This is a genomic window from Streptomyces kronopolitis (assembly GCF_014646275.1).
GTDB lineage: Bacteria > Actinomycetota > Actinomycetes > Streptomycetales > Streptomycetaceae > Streptomyces > Streptomyces kronopolitis.
The window spans coordinates 49,227-66,592 of sequence record NZ_BMND01000005.1 but is presented as its reverse complement, the minus strand read 5'-3'; the positions used below and the strand labels follow the sequence as shown (position 1 = coordinate 66,592).

Annotated in this window: 13 protein-coding genes; 2 read left to right on the top strand and 11 right to left on the bottom strand. The window is 73.9% G+C overall.

From position 1 onward, the window contains the following. Positions 1-151 precede the first annotated feature (151 nt). Complete coding sequence (locus IEY78_RS08205) at positions 152-1,621, top strand: alpha/beta hydrolase (protein ID WP_229699783.1); 1,470 nt, start codon at positions 152-154, stop codon at positions 1,619-1,621. A gap of 43 nt (positions 1,622-1,664) precedes the next feature. On the opposite strand, the gene IEY78_RS08200 is transcribed toward IEY78_RS08205, so the two are convergent. The 6 genes from IEY78_RS08200 to aroQ all read right to left on the bottom strand — a co-directional run bounded on the left by IEY78_RS08200 (position 1,665) and on the right by aroQ (position 6,363). After that, complete coding sequence (locus IEY78_RS08200) at positions 1,665-1,892, bottom strand: DUF6458 family protein (RefSeq protein ID WP_189096941.1); 228 nt, start codon at positions 1,890-1,892, stop codon at positions 1,665-1,667. Positions 1,893-1,998: 106 nt separating this feature from the next. Then, positions 1,999-2,970: a non-homologous end joining protein Ku gene (ku, locus tag IEY78_RS08195; RefSeq protein WP_189096940.1), complete on the bottom strand. Its 972-nt coding sequence runs from the start codon at positions 2,968-2,970 to the stop codon at positions 1,999-2,001. A 132-nt stretch (positions 2,971-3,102) separates the two neighbouring features. Then, positions 3,103-4,434, bottom strand: a complete 1,332-nt coding sequence (locus IEY78_RS08190) for a DUF2252 domain-containing protein (protein WP_373294088.1) — start codon at positions 4,432-4,434, stop codon at positions 3,103-3,105. Between the two features lie 78 nt (positions 4,435-4,512). Beyond that, positions 4,513-4,911: a DUF7144 family membrane protein gene (locus tag IEY78_RS08185; RefSeq protein WP_189096938.1), complete on the bottom strand. Its 399-nt coding sequence runs from the start codon at positions 4,909-4,911 to the stop codon at positions 4,513-4,515. Between the two features lie 100 nt (positions 4,912-5,011). After that, entirely contained in the window at positions 5,012-5,851 is an 840-nt protein-coding gene (locus tag IEY78_RS08180) for a hypothetical protein (RefSeq protein ID WP_189096937.1), read from the bottom strand. A 41-nt stretch (positions 5,852-5,892) separates the two neighbouring features. Continuing rightward, positions 5,893-6,363 (bottom strand): type II 3-dehydroquinate dehydratase, encoded by a 471-nt coding sequence (gene aroQ / locus IEY78_RS08175; protein WP_189096936.1) that lies wholly within the window; start codon positions 6,361-6,363, stop codon positions 5,893-5,895. Positions 6,364-7,185: 822 nt separating this feature from the next. Here aroQ and IEY78_RS08170 point away from each other — a divergent pair. Continuing rightward, positions 7,186-7,845 carry an endonuclease gene (locus IEY78_RS08170; protein WP_189096935.1) on the top strand — a complete coding sequence of 220 codons (660 nt, stop codon included), beginning with the start codon at positions 7,186-7,188 and terminating at the stop codon, positions 7,843-7,845. 12 nt (positions 7,846-7,857) lie between these two features. Here IEY78_RS08170 and IEY78_RS08165 read toward each other — a convergent pair whose 3' ends face one another. From IEY78_RS08165 to IEY78_RS08145, 5 genes are all read right to left on the bottom strand, one after another. Next, the gene (locus IEY78_RS08165; RefSeq protein ID WP_189096934.1) at positions 7,858-10,260 is read right to left on the bottom strand and encodes a phosphoketolase family protein; all 2,403 of its coding nucleotides are present in this window, start codon (positions 10,258-10,260) and stop codon (positions 7,858-7,860) included. A 228-nt stretch (positions 10,261-10,488) separates the two neighbouring features. Then, on the bottom strand, positions 10,489-10,701 hold the full coding sequence (locus tag IEY78_RS08160) for a hypothetical protein (RefSeq protein ID WP_189096933.1): 213 nt from the start codon (positions 10,699-10,701) through the stop codon (positions 10,489-10,491). Between the two features lie 69 nt (positions 10,702-10,770). Continuing rightward, positions 10,771-14,982 (bottom strand): bifunctional nitrate reductase/sulfite reductase flavoprotein subunit alpha, encoded by a 4,212-nt coding sequence (locus IEY78_RS08155; protein ID WP_189097134.1) that lies wholly within the window; start codon positions 14,980-14,982, stop codon positions 10,771-10,773. A gap of 174 nt (positions 14,983-15,156) precedes the next feature. Further along, positions 15,157-16,389 (bottom strand): NAD(P)/FAD-dependent oxidoreductase, encoded by a 1,233-nt coding sequence (locus tag IEY78_RS08150; protein ID WP_189096932.1) that lies wholly within the window; start codon positions 16,387-16,389, stop codon positions 15,157-15,159. A 206-nt stretch (positions 16,390-16,595) separates the two neighbouring features. After that, the gene (locus IEY78_RS08145; RefSeq protein WP_189096931.1) at positions 16,596-17,366 is read right to left on the bottom strand and encodes an HpcH/HpaI aldolase family protein; all 771 of its coding nucleotides are present in this window, start codon (positions 17,364-17,366) and stop codon (positions 16,596-16,598) included.

Genomic DNA, 17,366 nt, shown 5'->3' with positions numbered 1-17,366 from the left:
CGCTCGGAATATGCCGGGAAGACGCCGTGCGCGGTCTCGCGTGGGAACAGGGGGAGCGCGGCCTGTTCGCCGGCGCGCGGCGTCCGTCCGGCTGTGGGCCGGCGCGGTGGCGGTGGCGCTGTGCGGCGTCGCCGCGGGAACTCCCGCCGCGGTGGCAGCCGGTGACCAGGATCTGACGCCGTTCTACCAGCAGCATCTCTCCTGGGAGCCGTGCGGCGGGGACGTGCGGAGCGGTGCGCAGAGCGGGGCCGCCACCGAGCCGCCCGGCTTCCGGGGCCGCCTGGAGTGCGCCCGGCTGACGGTGCCGCGGGACTACTCCGACCCCGGCCGCACCACGATGCAGATCCAGCTGACCCGGCTCAAGGCCACCGGCCCCGGCAAGCGGCTCGGCTCACTGGTGCTCAACCCCGGTGGGCCGGGTGCTTCCGGCGTCAACTACCTGATCGACAGCGGCAGCGCCTTCGCCCGGCTGGGGCAGCAATACGACATCGTCAGCTTCGATCCGCGCGGCACCGGCCACTCCGAACCCGTCTCCTGCGGCAGCACCCTCACCCCGCCCCCGTCCACCGGCGACAACAACAGCCTGGCCGACAAGGAGAAGCGCATCAACGACGCCTGCGGCCGCTACTCCGGCGGACTGCTGCCCCATGTCGGCACCCCCGACGCCGCCCGGGACATGGATGTGCTGCGCGCCGCGGTCCATGACGACAAGCTCAACTACCTCGGCTTCTCCTACGGCAGCAAGCTCGGCGCGGTCTACGCCCACGAATTCCCCGACAAGGCCGGCCGGATGGTGCTGGACAGCGTCGAGGACCCGACCAAGAACACCTGGCAGACCGCGGTGGCCCAGGCTCGCGGCTTCCAGCGGGCGCTGGACGACTTCGCCGCCGACTGCATCGCTTCCGCGGACTGCCCGCTGGGCACCGACCCGCACCAGGCGCAGCAGCAACTCCTGAGCTGGTACCGCCAGTTGAGCGACCGGCCGATGAAGGTGAACGGCGAGACGGTGGACGAGACCACCTATGTGTACGCCCTGCGGGAGGCCCTCTACAGCAGAAGCGCATGGCCGCAGCTGCGCCAGGCGCTGGCCCAGCTGCGGCGCGGGGACGCCTCGGGGATCCTCCGGCTGAGCGACAGCGGGGACAGCGGCGGCAGCGCCGCCCGGCTCCCGGCGCGGCAGGTCGGTCGGGACGCGCTACCGCCGCAGGACCAGCTGGCCCTGCGGGCGATCTCCTGCCGGGACACCTCGGAACGCTACGGCGCCGACGACTACCCGCGCGCGGAGCGCGAACTGACCAAGGCCTCCCCGCTCTTCGGCCCCGACATCGCCCCCACCCTGCTGGACTGCTACGACTGGCCGGTGGCCGGCGACGACTCCTCCCGCAATGTCTCGGCGCCGGGCGCGCCGCCCATGCTGCTCGTCGCCACCACCAACGATCCGGCGACGCCCTACCAGGGCGCGTTCGCCATGGCCCGGGCGCTGGACAACTCCAGTGTCGTGCTGACCTACCGGGGCGAGGGGCACGCCGCCTACACGACCGGCGACCCCTGCGTACAGACCCGCGTCGACGACTTCCTCCTCAACGGCACCCTGCCCGAGGCCCATACCTCCTGCGGCTGACCGGCCCGCCTCGCGGCGGGGCCGTGCACGCCGGCGGCGGGGGCTACTTGTAGTAGCGGGTGTCCTCCACATCGACGACGGGGGCGCCGGGGGAGGGCGGCTGAGTGCGCCGCCGCTTGAGGATGCTGACGTACGTGGCGAGGCCGATGATGCCGACGATCATCATGATGATGCCGACCAGGTCGAGGTTGATCCCGGCCATGTGCCAGTCCACCGCGAAGGTAAGGATCGCGCCCACTGCGAGCAGGCCGATGCACCCGCCGATACCCATGGTGTCAACCTCCATAACTCTCTTGGCAGAAATGCTCGTTGACCACCCGCGTACCCCGCGGTGGTCGGCTTATGTGCGGGAGCGGGGCGGGCTGCCCCGGCCGGGCTCAGCCGGCGCGGCGGCCGCCCCTGCCGGAGGTCTTCTTCGCCGCGGCCGTCTTCTTCGCGGAGGCCTTCCCTGCCGCGGCCTTGCCCTCGGCCGGCTTCTTCGCCGCGGTCTTGCGGGCGGCGCTCTTCTTCGTGCCGCGACCGGATCCGGCGGCGCCCCGGGCGGGTTCGGCGTCCTCGTCCTCGCCGCGCGACCTGCGGGCCGCGCGCACACTGTCCTGCAGGGCCGCCATCAGGTCCATCACCTGGCCGGCGGGCTGCTCCTCGCCGGTGTCGAAGTGCGGTTCACGATGCGCCAGCTTCGCCGCCACGATCTCTTCGAGCGCCTCGCGGTAGTGGTCGTGCACATCGTCCTCGGACAGCTCGCCGAAGGAGTCCATCAGTGTCTCGGCGGCTTCCACCTCGTTGGCGTGGACCTCCACCGGCCGCTCGGGCAGCACCCCGTCCATCGGGCGGATCTGATGCGGCCACAGCAGCACCTGCATCACCAGCGCGCCCGCCATCGGCCGGATCATGGCGAGCGTCTCCCGCCCGTGCAGCGCGATCTTGCCGAGGCCGACGCGCTGATGGCGCTCCATCGCCTCCCGCAGCAGCACATAGGGCTTGGCCGCGGCGGGGCTGTCGATGCCCAGGTAGTAGCCCTTGCCCATCTGCAGCGGGTCGATGTCGCCGCCCGCCACGAAGGCCAGGATCGTCAGGGTCTTCGCGGTCGGCAGCGGCAGCGCGTCCAGGTCCTCGTCGCTCAGCGGGACGACCGTGTCGCCGTCGCCGGGCCGGTAGCCCCGGCCGATCTCGTCCGGCGTGATCTCCACGCCCTCCAGCGAGCACACGGGCTGATTGCGCACCCGGCCGCCGTCCGCGGTGTGGATCCGCACGAAGCTGACGGACGTGGAGCTGTCCGTGGCGTTGTACGCCGCGACCGGGATCGTGACCAGGCCGAAGCTGATGGAGAACTTCGCCGTGGGGCGCATGGGGCCGCCTTCGTCGGAGCCATTCGGATCCATGCTAGGCGGGGCGGCCGCAGCCGACATCCGCTGCCGTACGGGGTGTGCCGAACGGGTGGCGGCCGCCCGGGCCCGACCCCGCGGAGGCGGTCCGTCCGCTCAACCGGCCTCGGCCCGGACCCGGCCCGAGCGGACCGCCGCCACCAGCGCCTGGTGGTCGCGCGCGTTCTGGTCCGCGTAGCGCTCCGCGAACCGCGCCAGCGCCTCGTCGAAGACCGTCCCCGAGCCGAGGTACGCGCCGATCGCGATCCGGTCGCCCGACCTGGCGTGGGCGCGGGCCAGCGTGCCGCCGCAGCGCACCGCGAACCGCCGCATCCCCACCGGCACCATCTCGTCCGTCTGGACGATGCCCTTCCAGTCGCGCAGCTGGCGCACGTAGAAATCGCGGGGCCGCCCGTCGATGCCGGTGGTCTGCCGCCAGCCGAGGAAGATGTCGCTGGCGGCCTGCATCAGCCGCTGGCCCTCCGCGACCCGGGCCCCCTGGTTGTCATGACGGCTCGGCCCGGCGTACGGGGCGAGCGCCGACTCGCCGGCCTCCTTGGCCTGGAGCAGCAGCGGGTCGCCGGAGTCCCTGCCGAGCAGCAGCATGATCCAGCAGCGGGTGCCGACGCTGCCGACGCCGACGACCTTGCGGGCCATGTCGACGACGCGGTACTGCTCCAGGAGCCTGCGGTGATCCGCGCGCAGACTGCGGCCGTAGCCGGTGACGAGATCCTCCAGGGTGCCGGCCAGGCGCTCCCCCTCGGCGCCCGGCAGCAGCTCGCGCACCGGCACGATCAGCGGCGGATCCGCGGCGATCCGCACCTCGTCGCCGCTGCGCCGGGTCAGCTTGCGGAAGGCTTGCAGGGTGTCGTGCGCGAGGGCGTCCCCGATCATCCGGGACAGGCCCGCACGGCCCCTGGCGCCCAGCTCACCGGCCTCCTCGGCCGCGACCTCGGCCATCTCGTCGTGCGCGTACCAGACGTCCAGGGTCCGCATCGTGGCGTACCGGCGCATCTGCTCGCGGTAGGAAGCCCCGACGGCCCGCAGGATGCCGGCCCGCTCCGGCTCGCTGAAGCCGTTCTGGCGGCCCGCGATGGCGAAGCTGGCCGCCAGTCGTTTGACGTCCCACTCCCAGGGACCGGGCAGGGTCTCGTCGAAGTCGTTGATGTCGAACATCAGATGGCGCTCGGGGGAGGCCAGCAGCCGGAAATTCAGCAGATGGGCATCCCCGCACAGCTGGGTCGTCAGCCCCGTCGACGGTGTCGTGGCCAGATCCGCGGCCATGAGGGCGGCCGCGCCCCGGTAGAACCGGAACGGCGACTCCAGCATCCGCCCGTAGCGCAGCGGCACCAACTCCGGCAGCCGGAGGGCCGATTGCCGCTCGATCAGATCCACCGGGTCGGCACGGTCCGGTGCCGGACTGAACTCCTCATGACGCGAGCGGGGCACTTCGGTGCGAAGTGCCCTGCCCGCGTCCGCGCGTTCTTGCGCGGTGGGTCCGGAGGCCATGGGAGGCGCCGGGCCGGCTCAGACGGCGACGGCGTGGCGGTGGTCTCCGGCACACAGCGCCCAGATGATGAAGATGTCGATGGCGAGCACCACGATCGCCCAGAACGGGTAGTGCGGGATCCACAGGAAGTTCGCCAGCGCGCTGAGACCCGCGAGGATCACACCGACCACCCGCGCCCAGGACGCGCCGCTGCTCAGCAGCGCGATGCCGGCGAGCAGGATGACGAGGCCGAGGATGAGATGGATCCAGCCCCATCCGGTGAGGTTGAAGGAGAACACGTAGTTCGTCGTGGTGACGAAGACGTTGTCCTTGGCGATGGCGGAGATGCCCTCCAGGAGGGTCATCGCGCCACCGAAGATCATCAGGACCGCGGCGAACGCGGTCCAACCGCCCACAGTCTGCTTCCGAGAGGCCATGGGTCACTCCTCTGCTTGAGAAACCTGGCCGTGTCCACACCGGACCCGCCGGTGATCACGTTGTGAGACCACGGTTCCACAGGTCCGCCGCACCCGCATGTCAGGGACGTTCGCCGGCCTGCAGCACGCCCGCGACCGCAAAGCACAGCGCGCCCGTGAGGGTCCCCCAATTGGCGACGGCGACGTTCACCAGGCTGCCGGTCGCGGGCCGGCTGAAGGCCGCCAGCGCGGACACCATGAACAGCGCCGAACCGAGCTGGTTGACCGCGACGATCCACCAGCCGAGGCTGCGCCCGTGGAGGCACGGCCGGCCGTGGCAGACCTCGATGACCGCCAGATGCCCCGAGACGAGGAACAGCGCGCAGCCGATCATGTCGGGCGTCCAGATCAGCCGGTTCGACTGCCGTGCCGTGAGCCCCTGGAGGAACGAGTCCAGCAGATTGACGCCGAACACCAGCGTCCCCTGGAACAGCAGAAAGGTGCTCAGCCAGTCCACCCGGCCGGGCTCGTAGCTCCACCACCGGAACGCGGGCGTGGTCAGCTCACCCGCCGTACCCTCCCGGCGCGGCGCGTTGACCGTCTGGACCAGCGAGGCGTAGCCGCCCAGGGTGAAGAAGACGCCGCCGACGAAGTAGACCGAGGCGCTCACCGTCGGGCCCGCGGTGCTGAACTGGGCGAGCGCCGCACCGACGGCGAAGAGGAGGCCGCCGACCGTGAAGGAGGCCGCGGCCACGCCGTTGAGCCTGCGCAGCCGCGTCAGGGCCACGGCGTCCGCACGCCGCACCCCGCTCTCGCCACCACCGGCGGGGCGCACCGCGAGCGTCCCGCGCTTGCGGGCCGCCCGGGACTCCCAGACGGCGGTGCCGCCCTCCGCCAGACGCCAGGTCAGCCGGGTGATGAACGGTCCCGCACCCTCGGCGCGCTCCTCGGAATGCCCCACCCGCCGAGGTTAACCACGCCGGGCGCGAATGCCCGGCCGCGTCAGGCCGTGTCCACCAGACGGGCCAGATGGGCCAGCGCCAGCGCGTAGCCGTTAGCCCCCGCCCCGCAGATCACCGTGTCGGCGACCGCGGAGACATACGAGAAGTGCCGGAACTCCTCCCGCCGGTGGATGTTCGACAGATGCACCTCGACGATCGGGACGTCCGCCGCGGCCAGCGCGTCGCGCAGGGCCACCGAGGTGTGGCTGTAGCCGGCCGGGTTGATCACGATCCCGCGGTGCGCGGTCCGTGCCTCCTGCACGGCGTCGATGAGGACGCCCTCGTGGTTGCTCTGCCGCACATCGGCGCGCAGCCCGTGCGCGGCGGCGGTGCGGTGGCACAGCGCCTCGATGTCGGCGAAGGTGTCCCGCCCGTAGATCTCGGGCTCACGCAGCCCGAGCAGATTGAGATTGGGCCCGTTGAGGACCAGGACGGGGACGGCGGAGGCGTGGTCGGCGTCCGGGTTCGGCATCTTCTCTCCCGTGCAGAGGTGCGCGGTGCGCGCCCGGCGTCTGTAGGAACCGGTGGGTTCATTGTGCGGGACGCCGCGGCCGGCCCGGCCCACGGGCCGGTACCGGCCGCCGTCGGGAGCCGGTTCAGCGCCGGCCGGTGCCACCGCCCGGCCGACGGGAGCACAGGGCGGTGCCCGGCGCGGGCAGCGGATCGGGCGCGGGGCCGGGCTGCGGGCCCGGCGTCGGCGGCGCGGGGGTCGGCGGGACCGGGTCCGGTTCGGGGCGCGGCACCGGCGGCGGCACCGGATCGGGACCGGGGGCGGGGGCCGGGCCGGGAGTCGGGCCCGGGGTGGGGCCGGGCGGCCCGGGGCCCGGACCCGGAGTGGGCGGAACGGGATCCGGACGAGGGGTGGCCAACTGTCCTGTGTGCGCTCGCACCGTCATCTGCTCCTCACGGTCGCTGCTGGGCGGACGGGCGCCGGGCGCTCCCTCCGCGCGGGACTGCCGGTCTCCTTGCCGGTCCGGCGCCGACCATGCGCACGGCCGCGCACGGACCGTATCCGTGCCCACTCTGCGACGGACCGCGGGACTTGGCGACACCGGCGGCACCCGGGTGCCGCCGGACGCGCCCGACGCGCCCCGGACACGCCCCCGGACGCGGGAGAGCGGCGGCGGCACCTTGCGCCCCCTGGAGCAGTGGCCGTTTCCCGTGCGGCGCATCGGGGAGGGTGAGCGCGGACGCACCGACCGCAGCGACGGAGGCATGGCGTGGCCGGCACTCTCCCCCTCGACCCACCCCTCGACGTCCCCCTCGGCCCCGACGGCCCCCGCGGGACCGCGCCGTGAGCGCCCGCGGCGGGCAGCGGGCGCTGGCGCACGCCCTGCTGGAGCGGCACGGCGAGACCGTCGCCGCCCGGAGCGGGATCCGGCTGGCCAACACCCCGCAGCCGCTGTACCAGCTGCTGGTGCTGGCGGGGCTGCTCAGCGCGCCCATCCGCGCGTCCGTGGCGGTGGCGGCCGCCCGTGCGCTGTTCGACGCGGGACTGCGCACCCCGCGGCGGATGGCCGCGGCGACCTGGCAGCAGCGGGTCGACGCCCTGGGCGAGGGCGGCTACCGGCGCTACGACGAGCGCACCGCCACCCAGCTCGGTGACGGCGCCACGCTGCTGCTGGACACCTGCGGCGGCGACCTGCGGCGGATGCGGGAGGCGGCCGGCGGTGAGGCCACCGCGCTGCGCCGGGAACTGCAGAAGGTCCCGGGGCTGGGGCCGACGGGCTCGCACATCTTCCTGCGGGAGGTGCAGGGCGTCTGGCCGGAGTTCGCCCCGTACCTCGATGCCAAGGCCGTCCAGGGCGCGGAGCGGCTGGGCCTGCCCGGCGACCCCCGGCGGCTGGCGCGCCTGGTCGGGGCGGACCGGACCGCCGCCTTCGCCTCCGGGCTGGTGCGCGCGGCACTGGACCGGTCCGTCGCCGAGGACGTCCGGGAGGCGGCGGGCGCCTGAACCGGCGCCGGGTCAGCCGCTCCAGGTCCAGTCCGCGACCTCCGGGAGGTCGGTGCCGTGCTCCCGGATCCAGGCGTGATGACGGGTGCGGGCGTCGGCCATCTCCTGCCGCAGCGCGACGGCGCGCACCCCGAGGCCGGGCACCCGGTCCACCACGTCCATCACCAGCCGGAAGCGGTCCAGGTCGTTGCGGACGACCATGTCGAAGGGCGTGGTGGTGGTGCCCTCCTCCTTGTAGCCGTGCACATGCAGGTTCTCGTGGCCCGCGCGCCGGTAGCCGAGCCGGTGGATCAGCCACGGATAGCCGTGGTAGGCGAAGATGACGGGCTTGTCGCGGGTGAACAGGGCGTCGTACTCGGCATCCGGCATGCCGTGCGGGTGCTCCCCGGGCGTCAGCAGCCGGGCCATGTCGACGACGTTGACCACCCGCACCGCCAGTTCCGGCAGCCGGCTCCGCAGCAGGGCGGCCGCCGCCAACGTCTCCTGGGTGGGCACGTCCCCCGCGCAGGCCAGCACCACGTCCGGCGGACTGCTGCCGTCCTCGGTGCCCGCCCACTCCCAGGCGCCGGCGCCGCGTGCGCAGTGGGCGCGGGCCTCGTCGAGGGTGAGCCAGTCGAAGCTCGGCTGCTTGCCGGCCACGATCACATTGACGTAGTCGCGGCTGCGCAGCGCATGGTCGGCCACCGCGAGCAGGGTGTTGGCGTCCGGCGGCAGATAGACCCGGACCACCTCCGGGCTCTTGTTGAGGATGTGGTCGACGAAACCGGGGTCCTGGTGCGAGAAGCCGTTGTGGTCCTGCCGCCAGACGTGTGAGGTCAGCAGGTAGTTCAGTGAGGCGACGGGACGCCGCCAGGGCAGCCGGCGGCACGTCCGCAGCCACTTGATGTGCTGGTTGACCATCGAGTCGACGATGTGCGCGAACGCCTCGTAGCTGGAGAACAGCCCGTGCCGGCCGGTGAGGAGGTAGCCCTCCAGCCAGCCCTGGCACAGGTGCTCCGAGAGCACCTCCATGACCCGCCCGTCGCGGGCGAGATGCTCATCGGTGCCGAGACGCTCGGCCTGCCAGGCCTTGCCGGTGGCCTCGTACAGGGCCTCCAGCCGGTTCGAGGCGGTCTCGTCGGGGCCCACGACGCGGAAGTCGCGGCGCTGCGCGGTCGCCTCCATGACGGCTTCGAGCAGCCCGCCCAGCACCCGGGTCGGCTCGTGCAGCGCACTGCCGCGCGCCGTGACCTCCACCGCGAAGCGCTCCAGCGGCGGCAGGGGCAGCTCCCGCAGCAGCACACCCCCGTTGGCGTGCGGCGAGGCACCCAGCCGGCGCGGGCCCTCCGGCACGCAGGCCAGCACCTCCGGACGCGGCCGGCCCCCGGCGTCGAACAGCTCGTCCGGACGGTAGGAGCGCAGCCACTCCTCCAGCTGCCGCAGATGCCCGCTGTCCTCCCGAACACCGGGCAGCGGGACCTGGTGGGCGCGCCAGGTGCCCTCGACGGGCTGCCCGTCGACCTCGTGCGGACCGGTCCAGCCCTTGGGGGTGCGCAGCACGATCACCGGCCATCGGGCGCGCTCCGAGGCGCCTTCCGTGCGGGCCCGTCGCTGGATGTCGGCGATGCGGTCCAGGGCTTCGTCCATGGTGGCGGCCAGCGCCTGGTGGACCGCCGCCGGGTCGTCGCCGGTGACGTGGAGGGGCTCGTGACCGTAGCCGCGCAGCAGATCGTCCAGCTCCTCCTGCGGGATCCGGGCGAGCACCGCCGGATTGGCGATCTTGTAGCCGTTGAGGTGCAGGATCGGCAGCACCGCGCCGTCGTGTACCGGGTCCAGGAACTTCGTGGCGTGCCAGGACGCGGCGAGCGGCCCGGTCTCCGCCTCGCCGTCGCCGACCACGCAGGCCACCAGCAGCTCCGGGTTGTCGAACGCCGCGCCGTAGGCATGGGTGAGGGAGTAGCCCAGCTCGCCGCCCTCGTGGATCGAGCCCGGGGTCTCCGGGGCGACATGGCTGGGGATCCCGCCGGGGAAGGAGAACTGCCGGAACAGCCGGGCCATCCCGGCCTCGTCCCGGGTGACATCGGGGTAGGTCTCGGCGTACGTGCCGTCCAGCCAGGAGTTGGCCACCACGGCGGGGCCGCCGTGCCCCGGCCCCCAGACACACAGGGCGTCCAGCCCGCGGGCCTTGATGACGCGGTTGAGATGGGTGTGCACGAGGTTCAGACCGGGCGAGGTGCCCCAGTGGCCCAGCAGCCGCGGCTTGATGTGCTCGGGCCGCAGCGGGACGGTCAGCAGCGGGTTGGCCATCAGATAGATCTGTCCGACGGCCAGATAGTTGGCGGCCCGCCAGTGGGCGTCGAGGGCGTGCAGCTCCTCGGCGCCGAGGGGGCCCGGGGCGGTGTCTGCCGTGCCTGCTGCGGGATCCGCGTCCGGCATGCTGGGTCTCCTGATCGTGGTGGGTGCGAGGGGCGTTCACCGGCGGCACGGTGCGTGTGCCCACGTATCGGGCACTTCATGGGTGGACGGGGCATGGGTGGACGGGGCATGGGCGGACGGGCCGAGGGACCGGGCGCGGCACAGCGCGCGGGCCCCGCGTCCGGCGGACGGACACCCCTCGCCGCCCGCTCCGCGAGCCGTGCCGCGCGGGCGATCGGGAACGGCGGATCAGTCGGGCGGCTCGGCGGCCGGGTCGTCGTCCGGCTTCGAGCCGGGCGATTCGTCCGGGCCGGGGGCCGGGCCGGGGGCGGGCGCCGGTTCGTCCGGTTCCGGTCCGGCCGGGGCCGGGTCCCGCGGCACCGGCTCCGGCTCGCTCGGCACCGGCCCCGGTCCGTCGGGTTCCCGTGCGGTGGTCACGGCGGCAGCGCTCATCAGGGTCATGCTCCTCTCCTTCCCCACCATCGTCCGCCGGACGGCGGCCGTCGGCCCGTTCAGGAGGGATCGGCGCGCTCAGTACACGTCACGCACATACCGCTTGTCGGCGGCGAGCTGTTTCACATAGCCGGTGGCCGCCTCCTCGGTCAGGCCGCCGTGCGCCACGGCGATGTCCCGCAGCGCGCGGTCGACGTCCCTGGCCATCCGGGACGCGTCGCCGCAGACGTAGAAGTGGGCGCCGTCCTGGAGCCAGGACCACAGCCGGCCGCCCTGCTCACGCATCCGGTCCTGGACGTAGATCTTGGCGCGCTGATCGCGGGAGAAGGCGGTGTCCAGACGGGTGAGCAGCCCCTCCCGGCGCAGTTCGCCGAGGGCCTCCTCGTGGTGGAAGTCGCCGGCGCGGTGCTGCTCGCCGAAGAAGAGCCAGTTGGGGGCGCGGTGGCCGCGGGCCCGGCGCTCCGCCAGGAAGCCGAGGAAGGGTGCCACACCGGTGCCGGGGCCCACCATCACCATCGGGGTCGCCGGATCGGCCGGCGGACGGAACCGCTCGGTGCGCCGGACGAACACCGGCACCGGGCTGTCCGGCCCGGCATCGGCCAGAAAGGTGGAGGCCACGCCCTTGCGGGGGCGGCCCAGGCGGTTCTCGAAGCGGACCACGGAGACCGTCAGACGCAGCAGGGCGGGGTCGGTCAGCGGGCTCGACGAGATGGAGTACAGCCGGGGCTGCAGACGGGGGAGGAGGGCGGCCCAGTCCGCCGCGTCGGCCCGTACCGGGTGTTCGGCGAGGACGTCGACGGCCTGCCGGCTCCAGGTCCACCGGTCCAGCTCACCGCGGTTGCCAGGCCGCAGCAGCTTCTTGAGGGCCCGGTCACCGGTGCGTTCGGCGACCAGGCGGAGCAGGGCGGGGGTGATCCGGGTGAGATCCAGATGGCGGTGCAGGGCCTCCTCCAGCGGCACCGCGCCCGGGCCGGGCAGCTCGACGGTGGCGGCGGGATCGGCACCGGTGACGGACAGCCACTCCGCGACCAGATCCGGGCAGTTGTGCGGCAGCACGCCGAGCGCGTCGCCCGCCGCGTAGTCCAGCGGGGTGCCGTCGCCGTCGCGGGTGTCGAAGGTGAACTCCCGCACCTCCTTGGCGGACCCGTCCCGGCTCAGCAGCCGGTTGCCGACGAGACGGGCGGTGACGGGGACGGGCTTGGCGGGTCCGGCGGCCGGTGCGGGAGGGGGAGCAGGGGAAGGAGGGGGAGCCGGGGCGGCCTCCGTCGAGGGTGCCGTGACGCCCGGTGCCGTCCCGTCCGGCCCCGCCCCCGCCGTCCCCGGGCCGTCCGCCAGGGCCGTGAGCACCTGCTCCAGCCACCGCCCGGCCGGCGCCTCGTAGTCCGGTTCGCAGTCGGTGCGCGGCACCAGCCGCCGCGCACCGAGTGCGGCGAGCCGGGCGTCGAGCCGCCGGCCGTGCCCGCAGAAGTCGTCGTAGGAGGAGTCGCCCAGCGCGAGCACGGAGTAGCGCACGCCCTCCAGCCGCGGGGTGTCCGGCGCGTTGAGGGTCTCCCAGAAGTCCGAGCCGTTGTCGGGGGCGTCGCCGTCGCCGAAGGTGCTGGTGACCAGGAGCAGATCGGCGCCGTGCGGCAGGGCGGCCGGCGCGGTGTCGGCCATGCTCAGCAACCTCGCCGTCCGCCCGCTGCCGTGGAGCCGGCGGGCCGCGTCGGCGGCGACCTCCTCCGCATTGCCGGTCTGCGAGGCCCACAGGACGACGACCGCCGGGTCCGCCGCGTCACCGGACGCCGCGGCGGGCGCCTCCGCCGTACCTGCGAGCGGCGGGGCCTGCGGGTGGCGCGAGAACATCCCGGCCAGCACGCCGTTGACCCACAGTGCGGTGTCCGGGTCGAAGGGCGCCCCGGCCGGCAGCACCGGGGTGCCGGCGGCGGGCGCGGAGTCCAGGCCGGTCAGGAAGCCGGACAGATAGCGGCGTTCCCGCGCGGCCAGCACCGGCGGCGCGGACCCGGCGAGCGGGAACACCCCGGCCAGCGCCGCCACCGCCGCACCGCCGCCGGGCCCCGGGAAGGCGTCCTCGCGCGCGCTCCCGCCGACCGGGGCCGCCGCCCCCTGCCCGGCGCCCGTCTCGCCCGCGACCTTGGCCAGGGACACCGCGCACGCCTTGAACTCGGGCTGGAAGGAGACCGGATCGACCGCGTCATGGGTGACCGCGTTGACGCTGAGGTACTCGCCGAACAGATCGTTCCAGTGGAACGGCGCGAAGCAGTCGCCGGGCCGCACCCGGTCGGTGGGCACGGCGGGCAGCACCGCCCGGCCGCGCCGCGAGGCGACCTCCACCATGTCGCCCTCCGCCACTCCCAGCGCCCGGGCGTCCGCCGGGTGGATCTCGACGAAGGGTCCCGGGTTCAGCTTGTTCAGCTTGGCGACCGTGCCGGTCTTGGTGAGGGTGTGCCACTGGTGCGGCACACGGCCGGTGTTGAGAAGGAACGGGTAGTCGTCGTCGGGCAGCTCGGCCGCCGGGAGGTGCGGACGGGCGAAGAACACCGCCCGGCCGGACGCGGTGGGGAAGGACAGCCGGGGGCGGCCGCCGTCCGGCCGCTCGTCCAGGGGCCGGCCGGCGCCGTCGCCGAGGTAGCGCACCGGGTTGCGGTCGGGCCCCGAGGCGGTGGCGCAGGGCCACTGCACGGGGGTGCGCCGCAGCCGCTCGTAGGTCACCCCGCGCAGGTCGTAGCCGGTCCGCGGATTCCAGGCGCGCTTGATCTCCTCGAATATCTCCTCGGCGCTGCCGTAGCGGAAGGCGTCCTCGTAGCCCATCGCGCGGGCCACCTCGGCGATGATCCGCCAGTCCGGCCAGGCCTCGCCCGGTGCGTCGGCGGCCTGCCGCACCAGCGTCAGCGTGCGCTCGGAGTTGACCATCACGCCCTCGGACTCGGACCACATGGCGGCGGGCAGCACCACATCGGCGTACGCGGTGGTCTCGGTCTCCGCGAACACGTCCTGGACGATGACCAGTTCCGCGGCCTCCAGCCCCTCGATGACGGTGCGGCGGTTGGCGACCGAGGCGACGGGGTTGGTGCCGATGATCCAGCACGCCCGGATCTCCCCGTCGGCCATCCGCCGGAACATCTCGACGGTGCCCCGGCCCGGCTCGTCCGACCGCAGCGTGCCCGGCTCCAGCCCCCACAGCTCCTCGGTGAAGGCCCGGTCGGCGGGTACCAGTGCCGACCGCTGACCGGGCAGGCCCGGCCCCATGTAGCCCATCTCCCGCCCGCCCATCGCGTTGGGCTGGCCGGTGAGGGAGAACGGGCCGCAGCCGGGGCGGCAGATCGCCCCGGTCGCCAGATGCAGATTGATCAGGGCATTGGTGTTCCAGGTGCCGTGGGTGCTCTGGTTCAGGCCCATGGTCCAGCAGCTCATCCAGGCGTCCGCCGCGCCGATCCACTCGGCGGCCCGGCGCAGGTCCGCCTCCGGGATCCCGGTCAGCTCCGCGACCCTCGCGGGCGGATAGTCCCGGAGGAACTCCGGCATCGCCGCCCAGCCCTCGGTGTGCTCGGCGATGAACTCCGTATCGAGCCGGCCGTCGGCCGCCAGCAGGTGCAGCAGGCCGTTCAGCAGCGCCAGATCCGTCCCCGGCGCGATCTGCAGGAACAGGTCGGCCTTGGCCGCGGTGGCGGTGCGCCGCGGATCGACCACGATCAGCTTGGCGCCCGCCTTCATCCGCTCCCGCATCCGCAGGAAGAGGATCGGGTGGCAGTCGGCCATGTTGGCGCCGATGACGAAGAAGACATCGGCGTGCGCGAAGTCGTCGTACGAGCCGGGCGGGCCGTCCGCGCCCAGCGACAGCTGGTAGCCGCTGCCCGCACTGGCCATGCACAGCCGGGAGTTGGACTCGATGTGGCGGGTGCGGACGAAGCCCTTGGCGAGCTTGTTCGCCAGGTACTGCGCCTCCAGCGTCATCTGCCCCGAGACGTAGAGCGCGAAGGCGTCCGGGCCGTGCGTGTCGACGATCTCCCGCAGTCGGGCGGCGGTCCGCCGCACGGCGCTCGCCATCGGCTCGGCGGCCGGCTCGTCGCCGCGGTCCGCGCGCACCAGGGCCCGCGACAGCCGGCCCGGCGCCGCGAACAGCTCGGCGCTGGTGGCGCCCTTGGTGCACAGCCGGCCGCCGTTCGACGGATGGTCCTTGCCGCCGGTCGCCCCGCGGACCGTGCGCCGCCCGTCCGCGTCCGTCGCCACGTTCAGCACGACCCCGCACCCGACCCCGCAGTACGTGCAGGCCGTCCGCACCTGCGACATGGTCTCGGCCGGCGGTTCCGGAGCGGTCACGGACGGTCCCCTTCGTGGTCGGCTGCTGCGCTTGCGACCCTACGAACGGCCCGTTAACCGGGTGTCACGGCAAGCGCGCACCCGTCGTTACGGCGACCACACAGCGGCCGGCGGCGCTCCGTGAGCACCGCCGGCCGGCCTCGCTCAGGACAGCAGCTCGCCCAGCGGCACGTCCGGATCGGCGAGCCGCTCCGGGTCCACCGGCCGCCCGCTCGCCACCAGCTCCTTGATCCAGTCGGTGACGTCCCAGACGTTGACGTTCATCCCGGCCAGCACCCGCCCGCCGGAGAGCCAGAAGGCGACGAACTCCCGGGTCTTGGTGTCCCCGCGGAAGACGACCCGGTCATAGCCGTCCGGCGCGACGTATCCGGTGTACTCCATGCCCAGGTCGTACTGGTCGGTGAAGAAGTACGGCAGCCGGTCGTAGCGCACGTCCTGGCCGAGCATGGCCCGGGCCGCGGTCTGCGGCTGGTTCAGCGCGTTGGCCCAGTGCTCGACGCGCAGGTGCCGGTCCAGCACGGGGTGGTAGGCGCGGGCCACGTCGCCGGCCGCGTGGATGTCCGGGTCGGAGGAGCGCAGCCGCTCGTCCACGACGACGCCGTCGTCCACCCGGAGCCCGGCCGCCGCGGCCGCCTCGGTGTTGGGGGTGATCCCGACGCCGACGATGACCGCGTCGGCCGCGATCCGGGTGCCGTCGGCCAGCCGGACCCCGTCCGCCGTGCCGCCGTTGCCGGTGATCTCCGTGATCCGGGTGCCGCAGCGCAGATCGACGCCGTGCTCGGTGTGCAGCGCGGCGAAGACCTCGGCGGCCTCGCGGCCCAGCACCCGCAGCAGGGGCAGCTTGGCGGCCTCCAGGACGGTCACCGCGACCCCGGCGGCGCGGGCGGCCGCCGTGGTCTCCAGGCCGATCCAGCCGGCGCCGATCACCACGATCCGGGCGGCGGAGCGGAAGACCTCCTTGAGCCGGTCGCTGTCGGCCAGGCGCCGCAGGTAGTGCACCCCGTCGAGGTTCGCGCCGGGCACCGGCAGCGGGCGCGGGGTGGAGCCGGTGGCCAGCAGCAGCTTGGCGTAGCCCAGCCGGCTGCCGTCGGCGAGGGCCACCTCGTGGCCGGCCGGGTCGAGGGCGGTGACGGCGTTGCCCAGCCGCAGCTCGACATCGTGCTCGGCGTACCACCCGGCCGGATGGACGTAGGCCTTCTCCCGCTCGGCGGTGCCCAGCAGATAGCCCTTGGACAGCGGCGGCCGCTCGTAGGGCCGCTCCTGTTCGTCGCCCAGCAGCACCACCGGGCCCTCGAAGCCTTCCGCGCGCAGCGTCTCCGCGGCCTTCGCGCCGGCCAGTCCCGCTCCGGCGATCACAAACGCTGTGTTCTGGGCCATGTCGCGCTCAGCTCCCTCGGATGATCGGTTACCCGACATCAGTTACCCGTCCCGCGCCCGGACAGGTACCGCCGAAGGTGTGGCAACGGGCCCCGGCCGACGCCGCCCCGTGGACGCCGCCGGCGGGGGCCCGCGCCACTCCGCGCAACACTGGGCGCCGCGAACCGGCCGCGGCACACGGCCGGTTCGCGACGCCCAGGGCCGTGCTAGCGCACTCCCGCCGTCCGCTCCAGATGGCCGCGCAGCGCACGCGCCGCCAGATCGCGGTCCTCGCCCAGCACGAAGGCCGTGACCCCGTCCGCGCGCCACTCGGCCCGGCGCTCCGGCGTGGTGGACATCGCGCAGAACGGGACGCCGTGCCGGCCGCAGGCCTCGCGCAGGGTGCGCACCGCCTCCCGCACCCGGGGGTGGCGGACCTCCCAGGGGACGCCGTAGGACTGCGAGAGGTCGCCCGGGCCGGGCAGGACCAGATCGACGCCGCCGGGAGCGAGGATCTCGTCGATCGCCTCGATGCCCTCGGCGTCCTCCAGCAGCGCGATGACCATGATCTCCGCGTTGGCCCGGCGGAGGTACTCGGCCGGGTCGATCCGCCCGAAGCCGGGCCCGCGCCCGCCGTTGAGCGAGCGCATGCCCTCGGGCGCGTACCGGGCGGCGCGGATCGTCGCGTCGATGTCCGCGCGCCCGCGCACATGCGGGACGACGACGCCCATCGCCCCGGCGTCCAGGGCGCGCAGCACGGCGCCGGGATCGCTCTCGGGGACCCGGACGAACGGGGTGAGCCCGGTCGTCTCGGCCGCCCGGATCAGGTTCTCCAACTGCTGCGGGCCGACGAGGGTGTGCTCGGTGTCCAGGATGACGAAGTCATAGCCGGCGCAGCCGATCATCTCCACCACGGCCGGCTCGGGCAGCGTGCCGAACAGCCCGTGCACCTCCTCGCCCGCGGCCAGCCTGCGCCGGACCTCGTTGGGACGGAGCAT